Genomic DNA, 19,483 nt, shown 5'->3' on the forward strand with positions numbered 1-19,483 from the left:
TAAATTCTTATTCTTTTAGTTAATGACTACATGTTAACTTATTTATTTATGGAAATAATAGGTAAATGTCAGTTTACTGTAGAAATAAGTAATATGAAAAAAACACCATAAAGGAGAAAAAGAATGAGTAAATTTGGATTGTTCGGTAAGTTTTCAGTAAAAGAGGGAGAACGTGAATCTTTAGTCAATATTTTATTGGAAGCGGCGGAATCAATGGAGAATTTGGATGAATGTGAAATGTATCATGTAAGCATTTGCGAGGATGAGCCAAATTCAGTATTTGTATATGAAGTATGGTGTAGCGAGCAAGCTCATCAAGAGTCGCTAACTCTTGAATCGACACAAATATTAATTAAACGTGCAAAACCAATCATGACAGGAATGGAAAGAATTGCAACTCTCAAGCCAGAGGGTGGGAAGGGCATTTCAGCTTAAATGAAATGTCTACTTTTACTAAAAACTTCATATTTAAAAAACCTACCTACAATTCGTTCTGAGGTAGGTTTTTTCATATTATAGAATATTACATTTATTAACTTAACCACCACAATTCAACAGGGTTTAACTCATATAAACTATTTTCACGATACATATATTGACACATAATGAGTTCGCGTCGAAGTGTAGCATAGTCCTCATGGTATTGTTTCAAATATTCATTAATCTCTTTTTCTTGATAAACTCTTCCAAACTCTAATCCTTTTATCATATGGGCAAGGACTACTAGTTTTTTCTTCCTTTGTGCAGGGTAAATCTTTAATTTTCCATCTTTTGTGAAGAAATTATTGATAATGGCCGAACGTTCTTCTTCCGTTACTGACATTTCCATATTTGTATCCCCTCCTGTACCGACGGTCATTATTGATTTTGCACTCATTTCTAATATTTTTAGATTAATAGAAAAATAGATAGTGTTCTTATCTCTGCGTTCTTTAATTAAGCCAACTTCTCTAAGCTTCGAAATATGATGTGTGATTGTCGGTGGTTTAAGCCCTAACTTTCCGGCAATCTCTTGCCCACTCAATTGACCTTGCTGAAGCAAAGCGATTATACGAACGCGGTTAAGATCACCTAGTGCTTTATGAAACTCGACAATCTTATTTAACTGCATTATTGATCACCTACTTTTATAAGTATCTAATTAGATAATAGTCTAATTAGAATTAATTTGCAAGATTTAAAAGGAAAAATGTGGTATTTATTGAATACTTATCATGAAAAGTAAATTGTATTTTGAAGTGCTTGATGTGAAAGGTTTAACAAATAAAGAGAGATTCACTAAAAATAATAGATCAAATTAATAGTAATAACGTGTTAGGTTATTTTCAGAAATTTTAGAAATATGTTATTCTAGATTGAGAGGAAGTTAACATATAGAAAATATGGAAGATAGACAATACATATTGGGTTCCTCAACAGTCTCTTCCGTTCTTTCTTAGTATCTACGTTGGTATTCTATAGGTGAGGAGGCCAATCTTAATGGAATCATTAGAAAATATGTCTTTTCTAGACGAGAAAAGACTAATTAAACACGTAGACATGCAAGATGTACTAATGAATATGGTCAAAGGGTGTTATTACCTAAACTCAAAAATGGAATTTGTATTTATTAACAAAGCTGCGGAAGCGATGATTGAGAAGCCTAAAGCAGAGTTATTAGGCGCATGTATGTGGGATGTTCTACCTAACTATATCGGAACTGATGTTTATAAATATTATAATAAAGCGTATGATGAACAGGAAATACAGACATTTGAAATTGTTACAGAATACTCTAAAAGAGATGTAGAAATTAGAGTTATCCCTGATAAAAATGGGATTTTATCCATATTTACGGATATAACAGAGAAGAAAAAGTATGAAGAAGAACAGATGTATATAGAGAAAATTAGAATTATTGGTGAGATGGCAGCGGGCGTCGCTCATGAAGTAAGGAATCCACTTACAATTGTAAAAGGCTTTTTGCAAGTAATCTCAGAAAATGATGATTTGAGTGACTATAAGGATATTTTTGCGTTAATGATTGACGAGATGAACCGCGTAAATAACATCATTTCGGAATTTCTTGATATAGCTAAAGTTAAGCCAAATAAAATTGAGTTTAATGATTTAAATGGCATCATAAAAACATTAAATCCATTGCTTGAAACGAGAGCATTAAAAGAAAATAAGTTCATTCATTTAGAATTGTCTAGTATTCCAACTATAAAAATTGATCAAAATGAGATTCGCCAGCTTCTTTTGAATATGGTTAGTAATTCTTTAGATGCGATGAAACCACATGATTCGGTTGTTATAAAAACGTATATAAAAGAAGGTACGGTTGTATTATCAATTATAGATAGTGGAAAAGGGATTCCTCCTGAAATAAATGATCGAATATCTACTCCGTTTGTCACTTCAAAGGAGAATGGTACAGGTCTAGGATTGGCAATCTGTTATGCAATCGCAAAAAGAAATAATGCCACGATTGATTTTGTATCAAGTCCTGATGGAACGACGTTTAATATTAGGTTTACTCATTAAAATAATTACATAAGAATAGTAAAACGAAAGATCTGTTGAAACAGATCTTTTTTATTTGTCTGAATGCTGTGTAAAACATGTTTGACACATGTCTTGTACTTTATTAAAATTTAGGTGTAAAACATATTTTACATATATTTGTGAAGGTGAAGTCATTATGATAAATAGAATCAAAGAATATCGAGAAAAATTAGAGATTTCTCAAGGGAAATTAGCAGACTTATGTTATGTAAGTAGACAGACAATCAATGCAATCGAGAATAATAAATATGATCCAAGTTTACAACTCGCATTTCATATTGCTAAAAACTTAGGCATTAAAGTAGATGATTTATTTTGTTTTGAGGGGATGAGTGAATCATGAGGACTCGAGGTATAACAGCATTATTATCTGGTATAGCTTCATTAATTGTAGTGGGATTTACTATTTATAAAATTTGGATTGGAAAAGATGTTGGGTTTAATGAAGTCAGTTCAATAGGTGGTTTATTAATATTGTTTTTAACAACGATTACTTGGGGATCGAAAGAAGAGAAAGATGGTATTTTACAAGAGGAAGAATTAGGACAAAGAATCATAGAAAAAAGCTCTAAAATTAGTTATTTTCTATTAATGGTGTTCGTGTTTCTAGCGGCAGTTATTGATAAATTAATTTCAGGTTCTATTAATATAATGCTGCTATTATTATTAATATTATCAATGATTACATTACCTTTTGTAGAGTTTCTTGTTGCCAAGAAATATCAATAAAACCAGTTGGAAAATGGTTATCTGACTAATATATTTTCGTAATTTATCGACAAAAAACGTTTATCGCGCTCGAATAATATTTTAATAATTTTATTTTCTAGTCATTGACTTTTTTTTTATCACATATTAGTATTAGGACAATTAAATTTTAACTTAGCGTTGACGAAGAGTAGTAACAATTACGGAAACTAAAGAGAGCTGATGGTTGGTGAGAATCAGTGTGAAAGTAATTGCGAATGGACTTCCGAGCTTCCAAACCGAACCGTTCGTTTAGTAGTAGGCTTTGGCGAGTAGCCTCCTCGTTACAAGAGGCGAGTATTCATCAAAATTTGGATACTGACAAAGCGAGCTGTTAATCAGCTAATGAAGGTGGCACCACGGGTCTCTCGTCCTTTTTAAGACGGGGGGCCCTTTTTGTATTTATTTTTAAAATCATATTGTTAAATCGCTAAGTAAGAAGAGTAAATATTGGTGAATGTCACAGAGAGTTAGACAATGGTGAAAGTCTAATACAGGAACCTATATCGAATGGGCTTACGAGAGGCATCTTGAAATTTATAGTAGGGATGCCCGGACTTCCACCGTTAAAAGGATAGGATATCGGATTGTTACAAACAACATTTCCCGTATCTGAAAAGTGGGATTAGACCTTTTCTAATCCAATCGAGGTGGTACCGCGGTATAAAATAATCGTCCTCTATATGTACAGTTTTCTGTGCGTATAGGGGACTTTTTTTATTCACTTGGTTCAATTAGAACCATCTATAAACAAGTAAATTTTTAGGAGGTTAATGACATGTCATCATTGAAAAACAAAGTTGAAATCATATTTGAAGCATTGCAAGGAGATACATTTACACCAATATCCCTTTTTAACAAATTATCTGGAACAAAAAAGTTTTTATTCGAAAGCTCATTTAAACATCAGGACGCTGGAAGATATTCATTTATTGGCCGCAGTCCAGTATTTGAGTTAATTGGGACGAATCAACAAGGAGAAGTTTTATATAGAAATGGTCACAAAGAAGAGTTCAACGGTAATCCAATTTTAAAGTTAAATGAGCTAATACCTACCCAAAAAGCAATTGAAGAATACAAAATACCCTTCATAGGCGGAGGAATTGGATATGTTGGTTATGATATCGTTCGACAGTTTGAAGAAATTGGAGAAGTTTTAGAAGATACAATCGGATTGCCGGATATTCATCTCATGTTTTTTGAGGTTGTTATTGTTTTCGATCATTTAGAGCAACAAATATCAATTGTCGGGATCAAGCTTTCGAAAGAAACAACTACTGAAATGCTTGAAAGGGAAATTCAAGATCTTAAAAAAGAAATTTTGAATGAAAAGATACAGATGAAGCAAATGCCTTTCAGATTTTCACCCTTCGAATCTGAAGTAACGAAGGAGCAATATATGACGAAAGTCGAGAAGGCAAAGGGGTATATTCAATCAGGAGATATATTTCAAGTCGTATTATCACAGAGAATGAAAGCAAGTTTTGAAGGGAATCCGTTTGATTATTACCGAAAGTTACGAATCCAAAACCCTTCACCATATATGTACTATATAGATTTTGGAAGTAGCGTGGTGGCTGGTACATCACCAGAAAGCTTAATAAAAGTGAGAGATAGTCAAGTGATAACAAACCCAATTGCTGGCACAAAGGGCAGAGGGCAGACTGTCGAACAAGATGAGATGATTGAGAAACAATTGATTCAAGATGAAAAGGAATTAGCAGAACATAAAATGCTCGTCGATTTAGGGAGAAATGATCTTGGGAAAGTTTGTGAGTTTGGTTCGGTAAGATTAGAAAAATTTATGGACGTTGAAAAATACAAATATGTCATGCATTTAGTATCTGAGGTTAGTGGGACTTTAAAGAAACCATTTACAGCACTTGATGCATTTATATCATGCTTGCCAGCGGGGACTGTTTCAGGTGCACCGAAAATTAGGGCAATGGAAATCATTAATGAATTAGAGGAGTCAAAAAGAGGTGTATACTCCGGGGCAGTTGGTTATATTTCAGCAAATGGTCATCTGGACTTTGCTTTAGCGATTCGAACAATCGTTTTTAAAAACAATGAAGCCTTTATTCAAGCAGGTGCGGGGATTGTTTATGACAGTTCACCTGAACTAGAGTATGAGGAAACCATTCATAAAATGAAAGCTTTTCTGGAGGGAAATCATGATATTACTAATTGATCATTATGACTCATTTACCTACAATCTTTATCAATTTTTAGGAGAACTTGGAGAAGAAGTATACGTAGCTCGTTATGACAAAATCAGCATAAATGAAATAGAACAGTTAAAGCCAAAAGCAATTGTACTTTCACCGGGACCAGGTAAACCAGAGGAAAAACATGAAACGCTTCATTTGATCCGAAGGTTTTATGAATCAATTCCAATGCTTGGTATTTGTTTAGGTCATCAAGCAATTGGTTATGTATTCGGTGCCACTATTCAAAAAGCAAGGATGATTAAGCATGGAAAAACCTCAAATATTACTCACCAGGGAAGTAATTTATTTGAATACTTACATCAACCTTTGGAGGTAATGAGGTACCATTCCTTGGTGATTAAAAAAGACAGTTTACCACATTATTTTGAAACATTAGCAACATCAATGGATGATCAAGAAATTATGGCAATTAAGCATAGAAGATATCCAATCTATGGAATGCAGTTTCACCCAGAGTCGATCGGTACAAAGCAAGGTAAGCAGTTATTACTAAATTTTTTAAATGAAATTAAGGAGGAGTTTAGCAATGAAAGAATATCTTCAAAGATTAGCAAATAAAGAATCCTTTTCGTCTGAAGAAATGCAATTAGCAGTTGGACAAATGCTTTTGGATGAAGAGATATCTGATAGTGAGATTGCTGCATTTTTAATAGCTTTAAAAACGAAGGGTGAAACAGTTGATGAAATTGCAGGGCTTGTAAATGCAATAAGGAACAATACGATTGGGTTTTCACGAAAGTTTCAGAACGTCATTGATAATTGCGGAACTGGAGGAGATCGATCACTTAGCTTTAACGTGAGTACCACTTCAGCATTCGTTATTGCCGGTTCTGGAATTCCAGTGGCAAAGCATGGGAACAGAAGTATGTCTAGTAAAACCGGAAGTGCGGATGTTTTAGAAGAGCTTGGTGTTCACTTATCAATTCCATCTCATTATGCAGAAGAATTATTAGAAAAGATTGGGATCGCTTTTTTATTCGCTCCTCATGTTCATCCGAAGTTGAAAAAAGTGATGAAAGTAAGACGTGAATTGAAAATTCCTACCATTTTTAATTTAATCGGACCTTTGACAAATCCAATTGAGTTAGAAACGCAATTATTAGGTATTTATCGACGGGACTATTTAGAAATGTTTGCTGAGGTCTTAAAAAAACTTGGACGAAAAAGAGCAATTGTAATCAATGGCGCAGGACATCTAGATGAAGCTTCTCTTGAAGGACAAAATCACTTAGTCCTATTGGAAAATGGCAACCTGAAAAAAATGACTCTACATCCGGAAGAAGTTGGCCTAACCTGCTACCCTAATACATCAATTATTGGGGGAGATTCGAAAGTGAATGCAGACATACTTTTAGGCGTTTTGAAAGGAGAAAGAGGAGCATTTCGTGAGACAGTCTTATTAAATGCAGGTCTTGCAATCTATACATCGGGTGCTGTACAAAACATTTCAGATGGAATCAAAAAAGCGCAAGAGAGTATAGACTCTGGAGCAGCCTATGAAAAATTATGTCTGTTAGTTGAACAAACGACTAAATTCAAAAAAGAGGTGATTTAAATGGAAACGATTTTGGAGCGAATTCTCTTGGAAAAAAGGAAAGAAATAAAAGGCTTAAAAGAGTTAAAAAGAAAAGAGAAGCAGAAAGAAACAACATATTCCCTCATCCAACAGCTTGAACAGGCTAACACAGTATCAGTGATCGCAGAGTTTAAACGGGCTTCGCCCTCTAAAGGAGATATAAATATTCACTTAAACCCAGCAGAACAAGCCAAACATTATTCGGAAAATGGTGCAGCAGCAATATCGGTTTTAACAGATGCTACCTTTTTTAAAGGATCGTTTCATGATTTGAGACTTGTTAGAGAATCTGTTGATATTCCGATTTTATGTAAGGATTTCATTATTGATCAAGTCCAAATAGATTTAGCAAAAGAAAATGGTGCAAATATTATTCTATTAATCGCAGCTGCCCTGACTCTCTCTGAACTCAGTGAGTTATATGAATATGCTATACAACAAAATTTGGAAGTGTTATTGGAAGTTCATGATGAAGCTGATTTAGAAAAAGCATTTAAAGTTGGTCCTAAGATAATTGGAATTAATAATCGAAACTTAAGAACATTTGAAGTGGATTTAGCAATAACTGAAAGATTGGCACCATCTATTAGGTCATTTGGAAGTTATGTCATAAGTGAAAGTGGGATCTTTACGAATACGGATGCGAAAAGAGTCAGTGATGCAGGTGCGAGCGGTGTACTTGTAGGAGAAGCATTAATGAGAAGCGGAGACTTGGCTACTAGTATGAATGAATTAAAGGTTCCTAATTTGAAGGGGGCAAAACAGTGAATGTAAAAATCTGTGGGATAACGGATTGTAAAACAGCTCAATTCGCTATTGAAGCAGGTGCTGATGCAATCGGCTTTGTTTTTGCTGAAAGTAAACGTCAAATTAGTGTATCTAAAGCTAAGGAAATCATTCAAACACTCCCAAAACATATTCTCAAAATAGGTGTGTTTGTAAATGAAACAAAGGAGAATTTAGAATCGATTTTTGAAGAGGTTGGATTGACCCACTTACAACTTCATGGAGACGAATCTCCATCGTTTTGCCAATCATTGCGATATCCAGTCATAAAGGCTATTCGAATTGACTCTGAGTCAGATATTAATCAAATCGCTGCGTATTCATGTGATTATATTTTAGTAGATAGTCCGCTTGGACCGTATAGAGGCGGAAATGGAACAACATTTGATTGGAATCTCCTTATTAATAAAAACATTGAAAGAAAGTTGATTTTAGCAGGTGGGCTGACGATTGATAATGTTTTATTAGCAAGTGAAATTGTAAGTCCAGTGATGGTTGATGTAAGTAGTGGAGTAGAAACAGATGGCAAGAAGGATGAAAAGAAAATAGAAGCTTTTATTAAAACAGTAAAAAGAGGAGGAATTTGAGATGAAAAGTTATGTCATGCCTGATTTGAAGGGGCACTTCGGAATATATGGTGGAAAATATATACCAGAAACACTTGTTCAAGCCGTTACAGAATTAGAGGAAGCATATGCAAACGTAAAGAATGACCCAAGTTTTTTTGCTGAAGTGGAAAAACTATTAAAAGATTATGTTGGTCGTGAAACACCCCTTTATTATGCTGAGAATTTATCAAAGTACGCAAATGGCGCACAAATTTATTTGAAACGGGAAGATTTAAATCATACTGGAGCTCACAAAATCAATAATACAATTGGTCAAGCACTACTTGCAGTCAAAATGGGTAAACGAAAAATAGTAGCAGAAACTGGGGCGGGGCAGCATGGAGTAGCGACTGCGACAGTCTGTGCCTTGCTAAATCTTGATTGTGTCATATTCATGGGCGCTGAAGATGTTAGAAGACAAGAGCTAAATGTTTTCCGTATGGAACTACTAGGTGCAAAGGTAATCAGTGTTGAATCAGGAAGTGCAACCCTAAAGGATGCTGTCAATGAAGCATTACGTTATTGGGTTGCAAATGTGGATGATACGCACTATTTACTAGGTTCTGTAATGGGACCACATCCATTTCCTATGATGGTTCGAGATTTTCAGAGTGTGATTGGAAAAGAGACAAAGAAGCAGTTTTTAGCTAGAAACAATAGACTACCAGATGCAGTTGTCGCTTGCATTGGTGGAGGTAGTAATGCGATTGGCATGTTCCATCCATTTATTGAAGATCATACTGTGCAACTTTTTGGTGTTGAAGCAGCAGGTCATGGTGTGAATACAGATAAACAAGCAGCTTCATTAACAAAAGGAGTTCCTGGCGTGTTACATGGAGCGCTAATGTATCTTCTACAGGATGAACACGGCCAAATACAAGAAGCACATTCAATTTCGGCTGGACTTGATTATCCAGGTGTTGGTCCGGAGCATTGTTACTTAAAGGATATTGGTAGAGTTCAGTACGAATCAATCACTGATCAAGAAGCATTAGACGCGTTTCAACTGCTTGCGAAATTAGAAGGAATCATTCCCGCATTAGAAAGTGCTCATGCAGTTGCATTTGCGATAAAACAAGCAGCAAGTATGAAGGAGGATGAAAGTCTAGTCATTTGTTTGTCCGGTAGAGGTGATAAAGATGTTCATACTGTTCGAGAAATTTTAAAGGGGGAAGCTTAAAGTGAACCGAATTGAACAGCAATTTTCAAAGCGACTTTCAAACGGAGAAAAGCTTTTTATTCCATATATAATGGCAGGTGATGGTGGATTAGATGTGCTTGGAGAGCGACTTGCTTTACTTGAAGAGTTTGGGGCATCTGCAATTGAAATTGGTATCCCGTTTTCAGATCCCGTTGCTGATGGTCCAACAATACAAAAAGCAGGTATTCGTGCTTTACAAGTAGGAACTACATTACGAGATGTACTAGATGAATTGAAAGAAGTTCGCTCAATGATTTCAATACCACTCATCATGATGACATATATGAATCCAATTATGGCTTATGGTATAGAGAAGTTTGTCTCAAATTGTAAGTTAGCAGGAATAGATGGATGTATTATACCTGACTTACCGATTGAGGAAGAAGGGATGCTTGTCAATCAACTTGAGGGTGCTGGAATTGAATTAATTCGATTAGTGACTATGACGACTCCAAAAGAAAGAATACAGAAAATCGCTCAAAGAGGCAGAGGTTTTCTCTATACTGTTACAGTAAAAGGAATAACTGGAGTCCGAAATGAATTTAATGGAGATCTGTCTGCATTTTTAAAAAGTGTAAAGGAACTAAGTAGTATACCAGTACTCGCTGGATTTGGTGTTTCTACTCCTGAACAAGTAAAAAAATTAAGTCGAGATTGTGATGGTGTAGTTGTTGGTAGTAAAATTGTCGAATTGTTGGATGAAGAGAAAGTTTCTGAGATTAAACAATTGATTCAATCAATAAAAGAAATAGAAATAATGAAGTAATATTGACGGAGGATCTTCTATATTGAAGATCCTTTTATTATGTACTTTTAGGACATATGTCCTTTCCAAGATATATGTAGATATCTTTTAATAAATAGAGAAAATAAAATTAGGGAGAGAACGGAAATGAAAGGGAGTTTATTTGCTTTTTTTGGTGGCGCATTTATAACGCTACAAGGTGTAGCTAACGCTCATATTAGTCAGGATATAGGTACTTGGCAAACAGCAACGATTACGCAATTTGCTGGGTTTGTATTAGCACTTATTATTTTATTATTTGTGAAAGACGGAAAATGGCAAATGCTAACAAAAGTAAAGCCATTATATTTGACTAGCGGCGCGTTGGGTGCAATCATTATTTTCAGTAATGTTACATCTATTCATAAGATTGGTGTAACAATTTCGATTTCTGCTTTATTAATTGCACAGCTATGTATGACATATTTAGTGGATTTGACGGGATGGTTCGATGTCGTAAAGCAGAAAAAAAGACCATTACAATTTATAGGTATCTCAATGATGATTGCTGGAGTTGTAATCCTAGGCTATTAAGATAAATGAACTGTGAAAGTGTGGAGGTGAACAAAATTATGAAGGAATTGAAGGATCAAGAGCTGTTAAGCTACTATTTAAAAAATCATCAAATCGAATCCATTTTTAATGATCAGTTAATGCCACACTTAATTTTGTATAGCTTTGATCAAGGAGAGCTTATTTGTTCTCAAGGAGATTCTCCACAGTATTTATACTTCCTCGTCAAAGGAAAACTGAAGATTTATACGACTTCTGTAGATGGAAGAACATTAATTCTTTCATTTAAGAAGCCAGTAGAGGTAATTGGTGATATTGAGTACGTTCGGGGTACAGATTTTCTCAATACAGCTGAGGCAGTTTCTTCAGTTCACATGATTGGCGTTCATCATCAATGGCTAAAAAAATACGGTAAAGATTTTTCACCATTGCTACAGTTTTTACTAGAAATCATTACAGAAAAATTTTATATAAAATCAAATTCTTTAAGCTTCAATTTAATGCATCCTGTAGAAGTCCGTTTAGCTAGTTATCTATTATCGGTATCGTTCGATGAATCAGATTCGCTACTGGAAGATCAAATAAGTTCAGCTTCTTTAAAAGATGTAGCAAATTTTATCGGAACGAGTTACCGACATTTGAATCGTGTCATCCAACAGTTTTGTAAGGATGATTTAGTCGAGCGTAAGGATGGTTTTATCCTTATAAAGGATAGAGAAGGATTAGTGTCTCTTTCAGGTCATAGCATTTATGAATAGTTATGAAGACAAACGAAATTAGGGGTGTTATCACAATGGTTATCGGGTTATTTTTGGCAATCCTTGCAGGTTCGTTAGTCGGCCTTCAAAATATATTTAACAGTAAAGTAAACGAAAAATCTGGGTCTCAGACCACTACAACACTTGTTTTAGGAATGGGATTTTTAGCATCTTTAGTCATAGGTCTAATCATTGAAGGAACGAGTTTGTTTGATTTTCAGAATATGAAACCATGGTACTGGTTTAGTGGTTTTATTGGTGTCGGTGTCGTTACTTGTTTAGTGCAAGGGGTCAAACATCTAGGGCCTACGTATGCAATATCAATTGCATTAGCCTCTCAATTGCTCTTTGCAGTCTTATTTGACTCTTTCGGGATTTTTGGACTTGAGAAAGTACCATTTACCATGAAAGAATGTATTGGCGTAATAGTTATTATGTTTGGTATGATTTTATTTAAATTGAGCGGAGAGAGTGAAAAACAGAAATCACAGGCTGCTTAATATTTATGGAATGAATCTATGATCATATCATTTTTGATACGATTAAACGGGGAGATAAACATGAATAAGTATAAAACTTTATTATTTGATGTAGATGATACACTGCTAGATTTTGGTGCAGCTGAGAAAGTTGCTTTACGTTTACTTTTTGAAGAGCATCAATTGAATTTAACACCAGAAATTGAGTCACATTATAGAGTCATCAATCAGGGTCTTTGGAAGCAATTTGAAGATGGGACTATTGAACGCTCTGAAGTATTAAATACTCGCTTTTCAACTTTATTAAAAGCGTATGGACATATTGTTGACGGAACATTACTAGAAAATAGTTATCGCCGTTATTTAGAAGATGGTAAACAACTTGTTGATGGTGCTTTTGAATTAGTAAAAAATCTACAAAATCATTTCGATCTGTATATCGTGACGAATGGGGATTCACTGACGCAATATAAGCGATTAAGTGCGTCGGGTTTACAGCCGATCTTTAAAGACATTTTTGTTTCTGAGGACACTGGTTTCCAGAAACCTATGAAGGAATATTTTGATTATGTTTTTGAGAGAATCCCAAATTTTAATGTGAACACAGGGTTAATAATAGGGGATTCCTTAAACGCTGATATTAAAGGCGGTCAACAAGCGGGATTAGATACTTGCTGGTTTAATCCTCACAAGAAGCAAAATGATACTGATCTAATTCCAACCTTTGAAATACAAAATCTTGATGAACTTTATCATATCTTAGATGTTAATAAAAAAGTACTGGTTTGATGAAAGCGAAATAGTAAAAAGTAAGTGGAAAGCCCTGGGTTTTTCGCTTTTTTTTATAGTCATTTAGAAAAATTTTATTTAGCTATGCAAGGGCATAAGGTGGGTCTATTTCTCATCATGAGTTTCTCAGTCCTCCTCATCCAGATAGATTATATCTCGATCAAATAAAGAAGAAAATGGACTGCATATTATTAAAGAAATACGGAATAGCTCTCAGCAAATTCATATATGCTAAATAAATTTTATAATTAAAGTTGAATCCTCAGCTTTTTTATTTATTTTAATTTCCTTGATTATGGAATTAGTTTTAAAATAATATTTTAATATATTTTATTAAGTGAATATTAGTTCATATTCATCACATTTTTTTTAGTACACATTAATTTAAACCTTATCAAGTGATTAAAATGTTAAATTTTAACAGTGGTTTATAAATATTAATCTTTATGAGTATTTATAGTTAGTCTAGATAAAAAATATCTTTGACTATCTAACTAATTAAGTATATAGTCTATTTGAAAATGATTATCATTCGTGTTTAAGGGGAATGAAAATGAAGAAAAATTTAACGAAATTAATTTTACCATTACTACTTTGTTTATTACTTGTTCCATCTAAAATCTTTGCAGCAAGTCCTGAAGAAGATTTAACTAATGCAAATGCATTTATTGAAAGTGCTATTCAAGCATCTCAGAAAGGAGACTTTGCTTCTGCTGAGAAGGACTATAAAAAATTCAATGATGAATGGTTAGCCAAAGAAGATGGGATTAAAAATAAGTCAATTGAAGCATATGGCAAAATTGAGGAAGCGATGGGAATGGTTCAATTCTCATTAGCTCAAAAGACAATCAATCAAGATACACTTGTTACTTCTTTAAAAGAATTGGAAGCAGTAAATGAAAAGTTCATTACACATCAGTTCGCTGAATCCAAAATTAATATAAAGAATACGGGTAGTGTTGAAGATTTAATACAAATATTAAACAATGCATTATCAAACTTAAAAGAAAATGATGTATCTGGAGCAAAATCAGAGATAGATCAATTTAGAAAATCTTGGATTAGTATTGAAGGGGTAGTATTGACACAATCCCAAAAAGTTTATACAGATGCAGAAAGAGATATGGTTACTTCATACGCAATGCTGTCTGCTAAAACACCTGACATTAAAGCAGCAACTAAAACGATAAAAGATATGCGAGATTATCTTTCACCTTTAGCAGCTAAAACTAGTTATACAATGTTAGATGCAATCACAATTTTATTAAGAGAAGGATTAGAGGCCTTACTTGTTGTGGTAGCTTTATTAGGATTTATAAGAAAGTCTGGTCATGAGAAAAAAACTAAGTGGATCTGGTTTGGAGTCGGAGCTGGATTAGGTGTAAGTATAATATTAGGCGTTATCGTGAACTTACTATTTTCAGCAGGTGCTTTTGGAAGTAATAATTTCTTAATTGCAGGATGGACCGGAGTATTTGCTGCAGTCATGTTGCTTTATATGAGTTATTGGCTTCACAGTAAATCGAATTTAAAACAATGGCAATCTTATATTCAAACCCAGAGTACGAAAGCTTTAAACACTGGCAGTTTATTATCACTTTCAATTCTTTCATTTTTAGCAGTATTTCGTGAAGGAACTGAAACAGTCTTGTTCTTTATTGGTATGGCTTCATCTATAAAATTAACAAGTTTATTAACGGGCATTGTATTGGGGGTTCTCATATTAGCGATTCTAAGTTACTTAATTTTAAAAGTTGGTTTAAAAGTTCCGATGAGACCATTTTTCCTTATATCTAGTCTTCTTATGTTCTATTTATGTTTCAAATTTACGGGTATGGGCGTTCACGGTTTACAATTATCTGGATTATTACCAGCGACGCAGGCACCAATACCAACAGTGGATTTCTTTGCCATATATTCTACTTGGGAGAGTTTCATACCACAAATTATACTATTACTTATTGCATGTATCGTTGCAATTTTTAATAGATTTTCTAATAAAAAAAATGAAAAAAAACAAAATTCGGGGGAAATTGAACATGTTATCTAACAAAAAATTAGTTTTATCAATGACTTTAGCACTATCATTAACTTTATCTGCATGTGGCACAAAAGAAGATAAATCGATTAAAAGTGGATCAGATGATATGATTCAAACACTTACAGATTTAAAATCGCAAGTTGCTGATAATGATGAATCAAAAGCAAAAGAAAGTGGAGAGGCACTTGAAGAGTCTTGGGAAAAATTTGAAGACTCAGTAAAAGATAAAGATGCAGATCTTTATGAAAAGGTTGAAACTCCTCTACACATTATTGAAGCCGGTGTAAAAGTTTCTCCACTTGACGCAGATACTCTTAACGAAGCTGCAGATGATTTAAATGATGTTCTTAATGAAGTTAAGGACTTAAAATAATACTAAAGCACCCCAAAGGGTAGATTCTTTATCGATGGTCTACTCAATGGGGAGTAAGCCTGTAACTATCCTTTCAAAAGTTTTTATTTAGAATGGAATAAATAAGTCTAACTACTTGAATTTAGTAATAGTATTAATTAATATGATATAGAATTACAATTTGATATTTTGAATAGTACTAGGGGTGCCGTAAATGGTCGGCTGAGATTAAGACACAATTGTCTTTGACCCTTTAACCTGATCTGGATAATGCCAGCGTAGGAAAGTGAGCGAGTAAATGCATATTTTTATGTATTTATAACATTGATTTGTTCGAGCACAAGTCCCTATGGGGATTTGTGCTTTTTTGTTTTCTAAATCAATCCACAACTTCTATCTGTTAGATCAAAAAAGTCTATTCATTAAATAGGAGGAAAGAAATTGAAAAAAGTACTGACAATTGCGGGGTCCGACTCGAGTGGTGGAGCTGGAATTCAAGCAGATTTAAAAACGTTTTCAGCTCATGGTGTGTTTGGTATGAGCGTAATTACCGCAGTGACAGCTCAAAATACACAAGGGGTATTTGCAGTTCAAGACATTACACCAGAAATGATTGCAAATCAGCTAGACGCAATCTTTACTGATATTGAAGTTGATGCAGTAAAGATTGGGATGGTATCACAAATTGATACAATTAAAGTCATTGCTGAGAAACTAAGACAATATAAGCCGAAGCACATTGTTGTTGATCCAGTTATGGTTTCTAAAAGCGGCTATGATTTATTAAGTCCAGATGCGAAAGAAGCTTTAATTCAAGAACTGATTCCATTGGCAACTGTCATAACACCTAATCTTCCGGAGGCAGAAGTTATAACAGGTAGAAACATTTCAACGATTAAAGAGATGGAAGAGGCTGCTATTTTAATTCACTCATTAGGTGCTAGCGCTGTTCTTGTAAAAGGTGGTCACTTAGAGAACGATGCAACAGATATTAGCTATGATGGATACGAATTTACTTATTATAAGGGTACTAGAATAGTAACTAACAATACTCATGGTACTGGGTGTACTTTGTCATCAAGCATAGCTTCTAATCTAGCGAATGAATGTCCATTAAACGAAGCGATTAGTAAAGCAAAAGAGTACATACAACTAGCAATTCAACATTCATTCTCTATCGGAAAAGGTGTAGGTCCAGTACATCATTTTTATTCGATGTATCAAAAGGCGGGGATACAGCATGTATAAACTAACTGGAAAGTTAACAAAATGGAACTTCGCAACACTTTGGTTCGGAGCAGCAGTTTCAATCGCTGAAATTATGACAGGTGCGCTTATTGCACCTTTAGGTTTTTCAAAAGGATTGACTGCTATATTAATCGGTCATCTACTAGGTACGCTACTTCTTGTATTAGGTGGTGTCATTGGTTCAAGAGAGCGTTTAACAGCAATGGAGTCTACTAAAATATCATTTGGACGTTATGGTAGTTATTTATTTTCTATATTAAATGTATTACAGCTGCTAGGCTGGACAGCAATTATGATTGTGACAGGAGCCAGGTCTATTAATGTAGTAACTACATCTGATTTTCATTTTAACCAACCTTGGGTTTGGTGTCTTGTAGTTGGACTATTAATTTGTACATGGTTATATTTTGGTCAAAATGCTTGGAAGAAGTTAAATAGTGTAGCAGTAACACTATTATTTTTACTAACGATTGTATTGTGCTTTGTCATTTTTAAGCATAGTGAATTACTTTTTGAACCAGGTACTTCAGAGATGTCTTTTGGTGCCGCAGTTGAATTATCCGTTATCATGCCATTATCATGGCTACCGTTAATAAGTGACTATACTCGCTTTGCTAAGTCAACTCGTGAAGGTGCAATTGGAAGTTTTGTTGGTTATATGGTTGGTAGTTCATGGATGTATGCAATTGGACTTGGAGCTGCGCTAGCATTTAATGAATTTGATCCAGTAGCAGTCTTAATGAGTGCAAATCTTGGTTTGTTTGCAGTTGGGATCGTTGTGTTAGCAACAGTTACGACCACTTTTATGGATGCATATTCTGGTGGTATTTCATTGACAACTGTATTTCCTAAATTAAATGGAAAGCATGTCGCAATCGTACTAACAATCATAGGAACAATACTGGCCACCGTATTTCCGATTGAAAAGTATGAAGGATTTCTATATTTGATTGGTTCTTTCTTTGCACCCTTGTATGCAATTTTGTTAACTGACTATTTTATTTTAAAGCGTACAAAGATTAGAAAAACCCTAAGGGTAGACGGGGTTGCAATGCTTATATGGGTAATTGGGATATGTATCTATCGTAAGTTTGTACAATTTGATAGTTTTCTAGGTGCAACTGTTCCTAGTATGGTTGTCATTGGTGTGATTTATATTGTCGTTCAATTTGTTATAAATAAATTTGCTAATCAGCAAGTAGGGGGAAATAAACATGTCAGTTCTTAATGAAATCAGTCAGTTAATTGAACAAGTAAAGGATAAAAAACCATTAGTACATCATATTACAAACTATGTAACGGTTAATGATTGTGCAAATATGGTTCTTGCGATTGGTGGTTCACCCGTAATGGCAGATGATTTAGCAGAAGTAGAGGAAATGTTGGCCTTTGCATCAGCACTTGTCATCAATATTGGTACGTTAAACGAAAGAACAATTCAATCAATGATCACGGCAGGTAAAAAAGCAAATCAACTAGGAGTCCCAGTTATTTTGGATCCAGTTGGTGTAGGAGCTACTACTCTTCGAACAGAGACAGCCGCAATTTTATTAAAAGAAGTTCGTTTCGCGGTCATACGTGGAAATATGTCTGAAATAAAAATGATTGCAGGATTAAACGTGCAGATTAAAGGCGTTGATTCAATTGCGAGTGAAGAAAATGGTATTGAAATTGCAAAAGCTTTGGCAGTGAAATTAGGATCAGTAGTAGCGATTACTGGTGCTGTTGACATTGTTGCATCATTAGATCATGTTTGCAAAATTTCAAATGGTGATAAAATGCTTGCGGATGTAACAGGAACAGGCTGCATGAGTACATCGCTGATTGGAACATTCGCTGGTGTAACAAAAGACTATTTCCTTGCTGCTATTGCAGGTATTACAATCATGGGGTTAAGTGGTGAGTTGGCAAAAGAACGATTAACAAAGGACAAAGGAATTGGAACATTTAAAGTAAATTTATTTGATGAAATCTCTAAAATGTCAGCAGAAACATTGCTAAATGGAGGTAAAGTTAAATGAGTCTATTGAGAAATAAAGTTGATTATAAGCTCTACCTGGTTACAGATCGTGATGTATTAGGAAAAAGAGATTTAATCCAGTCAGTTGAAGCTGCAATTAAAGGTGGCACGACGATTGTTCAGCTAAGAGAGAAAAACTGCAGTAGCTTAGATTTTTATGAACTAGCTCTTAAGGTGAAAGAAGTAACATTAAAATATAATGTACCACTTATTATCAATGATCGATTAGATATTGCACTCGCAATTAAAGCTGATGGTCTACATATTGGTCAAGAGGATTTACCAATCACGGTAGCAAGGGAAATCGTCGGAAAAGATATGATCATCGGAGTGTCCGCTACGACTTTAGAAGAAGCACTTCTTGCACAAAAACAAGGTGCTGATTATGTTGGCATAGGGTCTGTATATCCTACAAATACAAAACTAGATACAAAGCCTGTTTCATTAGAAGAACTACATGTAATCCGTGAAGCAATTTCGATTCCAATTGTTGGGATTGGCGGAATTAATGAAGGCAATGTAACAGATCTGATGGAAACGAAAATAGATGGTGTTGCAATTGTATCTGCCATTTTAGGAAAAGAAGATATTAAAGCAGCTGCAGAAAATTTCATCATTAAAATGAATGATTAATCGTAAAAACTATCTTATCTTTATGGTAAGGTAGTTTTTTTATTAGTAAATATTAATCGAAATGAGGTAGTCATGAATAAGTTTTTCTTATCATACCTCATAATAAAACGCTATTTTTAAACCAATCTTTCAAATTGTAAAATGAAGGCAAAGGTTATAGAAGAGGTGAT

At 34.3% G+C, this 19,483-nt stretch carries 22 protein-coding genes, 1 riboswitch and 2 other annotated features; of the genes, 21 read left to right on the forward strand and 1 reads right to left on the reverse strand.

Going from position 1 to position 19,483, the window contains the following annotated elements:
• The first annotated feature begins 123 nt into the window (after nucleotides 1-123).
• The gene (locus tag ABID96_RS01805; protein ID WP_192603408.1) at nucleotides 124-435 is read left to right on the forward strand and encodes a putative quinol monooxygenase; all 312 of its coding nucleotides are present in this window, start codon (nucleotides 124-126) and stop codon (nucleotides 433-435) included.
• 97 nt (nucleotides 436-532) lie between these two features.
• Here ABID96_RS01805 and ABID96_RS01810 read toward each other — a convergent pair whose 3' ends face one another.
• Nucleotides 533-1,111 (reverse strand): DUF2087 domain-containing protein, encoded by a 579-nt coding sequence (locus ABID96_RS01810; RefSeq protein WP_192603407.1) that lies wholly within the window; start codon nucleotides 1,109-1,111, stop codon nucleotides 533-535.
• A gap of 368 nt (nucleotides 1,112-1,479) precedes the next feature.
• On the opposite strand from ABID96_RS01810, the gene ABID96_RS01815 reads away from it, so the two are divergent.
• The 20 genes from ABID96_RS01815 to thiE all read left to right on the forward strand — a co-directional run bounded on the left by ABID96_RS01815 (nucleotide 1,480) and on the right by thiE (nucleotide 19,313).
• Nucleotides 1,480-2,526 carry a two-component system sensor histidine kinase NtrB gene (locus tag ABID96_RS01815; RefSeq protein WP_192603406.1) on the forward strand — a complete coding sequence of 349 codons (1,047 nt, stop codon included), beginning with the start codon at nucleotides 1,480-1,482 and terminating at the stop codon, nucleotides 2,524-2,526.
• A gap of 157 nt (nucleotides 2,527-2,683) precedes the next feature.
• Entirely contained in the window at nucleotides 2,684-2,890 is a 207-nt protein-coding gene (locus ABID96_RS01820) for a helix-turn-helix transcriptional regulator (protein ID WP_377896566.1), read from the forward strand.
• Entirely contained in the window at nucleotides 2,887-3,276 is a 390-nt protein-coding gene (locus ABID96_RS01825) for a hypothetical protein (RefSeq protein WP_192603405.1), read from the forward strand. Before ABID96_RS01820 ends, ABID96_RS01825 begins: the two co-directional genes overlap by 4 nt.
• Before the next feature lie 150 nt (nucleotides 3,277-3,426).
• Nucleotides 3,427-3,673, forward strand: a binding site (T-box leader).
• A 42-nt stretch (nucleotides 3,674-3,715) separates the two neighbouring features.
• Nucleotides 3,716-3,977 (forward strand) — a binding site (T-box leader).
• A gap of 95 nt (nucleotides 3,978-4,072) precedes the next feature.
• Complete coding sequence (gene trpE / locus ABID96_RS01830; RefSeq protein ID WP_192603404.1) at nucleotides 4,073-5,485, forward strand: anthranilate synthase component I; 1,413 nt, start codon at nucleotides 4,073-4,075, stop codon at nucleotides 5,483-5,485.
• Nucleotides 5,469-6,083, forward strand: coding sequence for an anthranilate synthase component II (locus tag ABID96_RS01835; protein WP_192603403.1), 615 nt, complete (start codon nucleotides 5,469-5,471; stop codon nucleotides 6,081-6,083). The genes trpE and ABID96_RS01835 overlap by 17 nt, the downstream gene beginning before the upstream one ends.
• A complete protein-coding gene (gene trpD, locus ABID96_RS01840; RefSeq protein WP_192603402.1) occupies nucleotides 6,052-7,080 on the forward strand; it encodes an anthranilate phosphoribosyltransferase in 1,029 nt (342 codons plus the stop codon). Before ABID96_RS01835 ends, trpD begins: the two co-directional genes overlap by 32 nt.
• The gene (gene trpC, locus ABID96_RS01845; protein WP_192603401.1) at nucleotides 7,081-7,869 is read left to right on the forward strand and encodes an indole-3-glycerol phosphate synthase TrpC; all 789 of its coding nucleotides are present in this window, start codon (nucleotides 7,081-7,083) and stop codon (nucleotides 7,867-7,869) included. It abuts the gene before it with no gap.
• A complete protein-coding gene (locus tag ABID96_RS01850) occupies nucleotides 7,866-8,474 on the forward strand; it encodes a phosphoribosylanthranilate isomerase (RefSeq protein ID WP_192603400.1) in 609 nt (202 codons plus the stop codon). Before trpC ends, ABID96_RS01850 begins: the two co-directional genes overlap by 4 nt.
• Nucleotide 8,475: 1 nt before the next feature.
• Nucleotides 8,476-9,675: a tryptophan synthase subunit beta gene (trpB, locus tag ABID96_RS01855; protein WP_192603399.1), complete on the forward strand. Its 1,200-nt coding sequence runs from the start codon at nucleotides 8,476-8,478 to the stop codon at nucleotides 9,673-9,675.
• Nucleotide 9,676: 1 nt separating this feature from the next.
• A complete protein-coding gene (trpA, locus tag ABID96_RS01860; RefSeq protein WP_192603398.1) occupies nucleotides 9,677-10,462 on the forward strand; it encodes a tryptophan synthase subunit alpha in 786 nt (261 codons plus the stop codon).
• 126 nt (nucleotides 10,463-10,588) lie between these two features.
• Nucleotides 10,589-11,014 carry a DMT family transporter gene (locus ABID96_RS01865; protein WP_192603397.1) on the forward strand — a complete coding sequence of 142 codons (426 nt, stop codon included), beginning with the start codon at nucleotides 10,589-10,591 and terminating at the stop codon, nucleotides 11,012-11,014.
• Between the two features lie 38 nt (nucleotides 11,015-11,052).
• Nucleotides 11,053-11,751: a Crp/Fnr family transcriptional regulator gene (locus ABID96_RS01870; protein ID WP_192603396.1), complete on the forward strand. Its 699-nt coding sequence runs from the start codon at nucleotides 11,053-11,055 to the stop codon at nucleotides 11,749-11,751.
• 35 nt (nucleotides 11,752-11,786) lie between these two features.
• A complete protein-coding gene (locus ABID96_RS01875) occupies nucleotides 11,787-12,251 on the forward strand; it encodes a DMT family transporter (protein ID WP_192603395.1) in 465 nt (154 codons plus the stop codon).
• 60 nt (nucleotides 12,252-12,311) lie between these two features.
• On the forward strand, nucleotides 12,312-13,019 hold the full coding sequence (locus ABID96_RS01880) for a YjjG family noncanonical pyrimidine nucleotidase (protein ID WP_192603394.1): 708 nt from the start codon (nucleotides 12,312-12,314) through the stop codon (nucleotides 13,017-13,019).
• Between the two features lie 553 nt (nucleotides 13,020-13,572).
• Complete coding sequence (locus ABID96_RS01890; protein ID WP_192603393.1) at nucleotides 13,573-15,069, forward strand: FTR1 family iron permease; 1,497 nt, start codon at nucleotides 13,573-13,575, stop codon at nucleotides 15,067-15,069.
• Nucleotides 15,059-15,433, forward strand: a complete 375-nt coding sequence (locus ABID96_RS01895; RefSeq protein WP_192603392.1) for a hypothetical protein — start codon at nucleotides 15,059-15,061, stop codon at nucleotides 15,431-15,433. The genes ABID96_RS01890 and ABID96_RS01895 overlap by 11 nt, the downstream gene beginning before the upstream one ends.
• A 170-nt stretch (nucleotides 15,434-15,603) precedes the next feature.
• Nucleotides 15,604-15,714: riboswitch (TPP riboswitch) on the forward strand.
• Between the two features lie 139 nt (nucleotides 15,715-15,853).
• Nucleotides 15,854-16,660, forward strand: a complete 807-nt coding sequence (gene thiD / locus ABID96_RS01900) for a bifunctional hydroxymethylpyrimidine kinase/phosphomethylpyrimidine kinase (RefSeq protein WP_192603391.1) — start codon at nucleotides 15,854-15,856, stop codon at nucleotides 16,658-16,660.
• Nucleotides 16,653-17,888 carry a putative hydroxymethylpyrimidine transporter CytX gene (gene cytX / locus ABID96_RS01905; RefSeq protein ID WP_192603390.1) on the forward strand — a complete coding sequence of 412 codons (1,236 nt, stop codon included), beginning with the start codon at nucleotides 16,653-16,655 and terminating at the stop codon, nucleotides 17,886-17,888. Before thiD ends, cytX begins: the two co-directional genes overlap by 8 nt.
• Nucleotides 17,875-18,681: a hydroxyethylthiazole kinase gene (gene thiM / locus ABID96_RS01910; RefSeq protein WP_192603389.1), complete on the forward strand. Its 807-nt coding sequence runs from the start codon at nucleotides 17,875-17,877 to the stop codon at nucleotides 18,679-18,681. Before cytX ends, thiM begins: the two co-directional genes overlap by 14 nt.
• Entirely contained in the window at nucleotides 18,678-19,313 is a 636-nt protein-coding gene (gene thiE / locus ABID96_RS01915; RefSeq protein ID WP_192603388.1) for a thiamine phosphate synthase, read from the forward strand. Before thiM ends, thiE begins: the two co-directional genes overlap by 4 nt.
• Nucleotides 19,314-19,483 lie beyond the last annotated feature (170 nt).

Origin of the sequence: Gottfriedia sp. OAE603, assembly GCF_040543965.1 — a bacterium.
Classification (GTDB): domain Bacteria; phylum Bacillota; class Bacilli; order Bacillales; family Bacillaceae_G; genus Gottfriedia; species Gottfriedia solisilvae.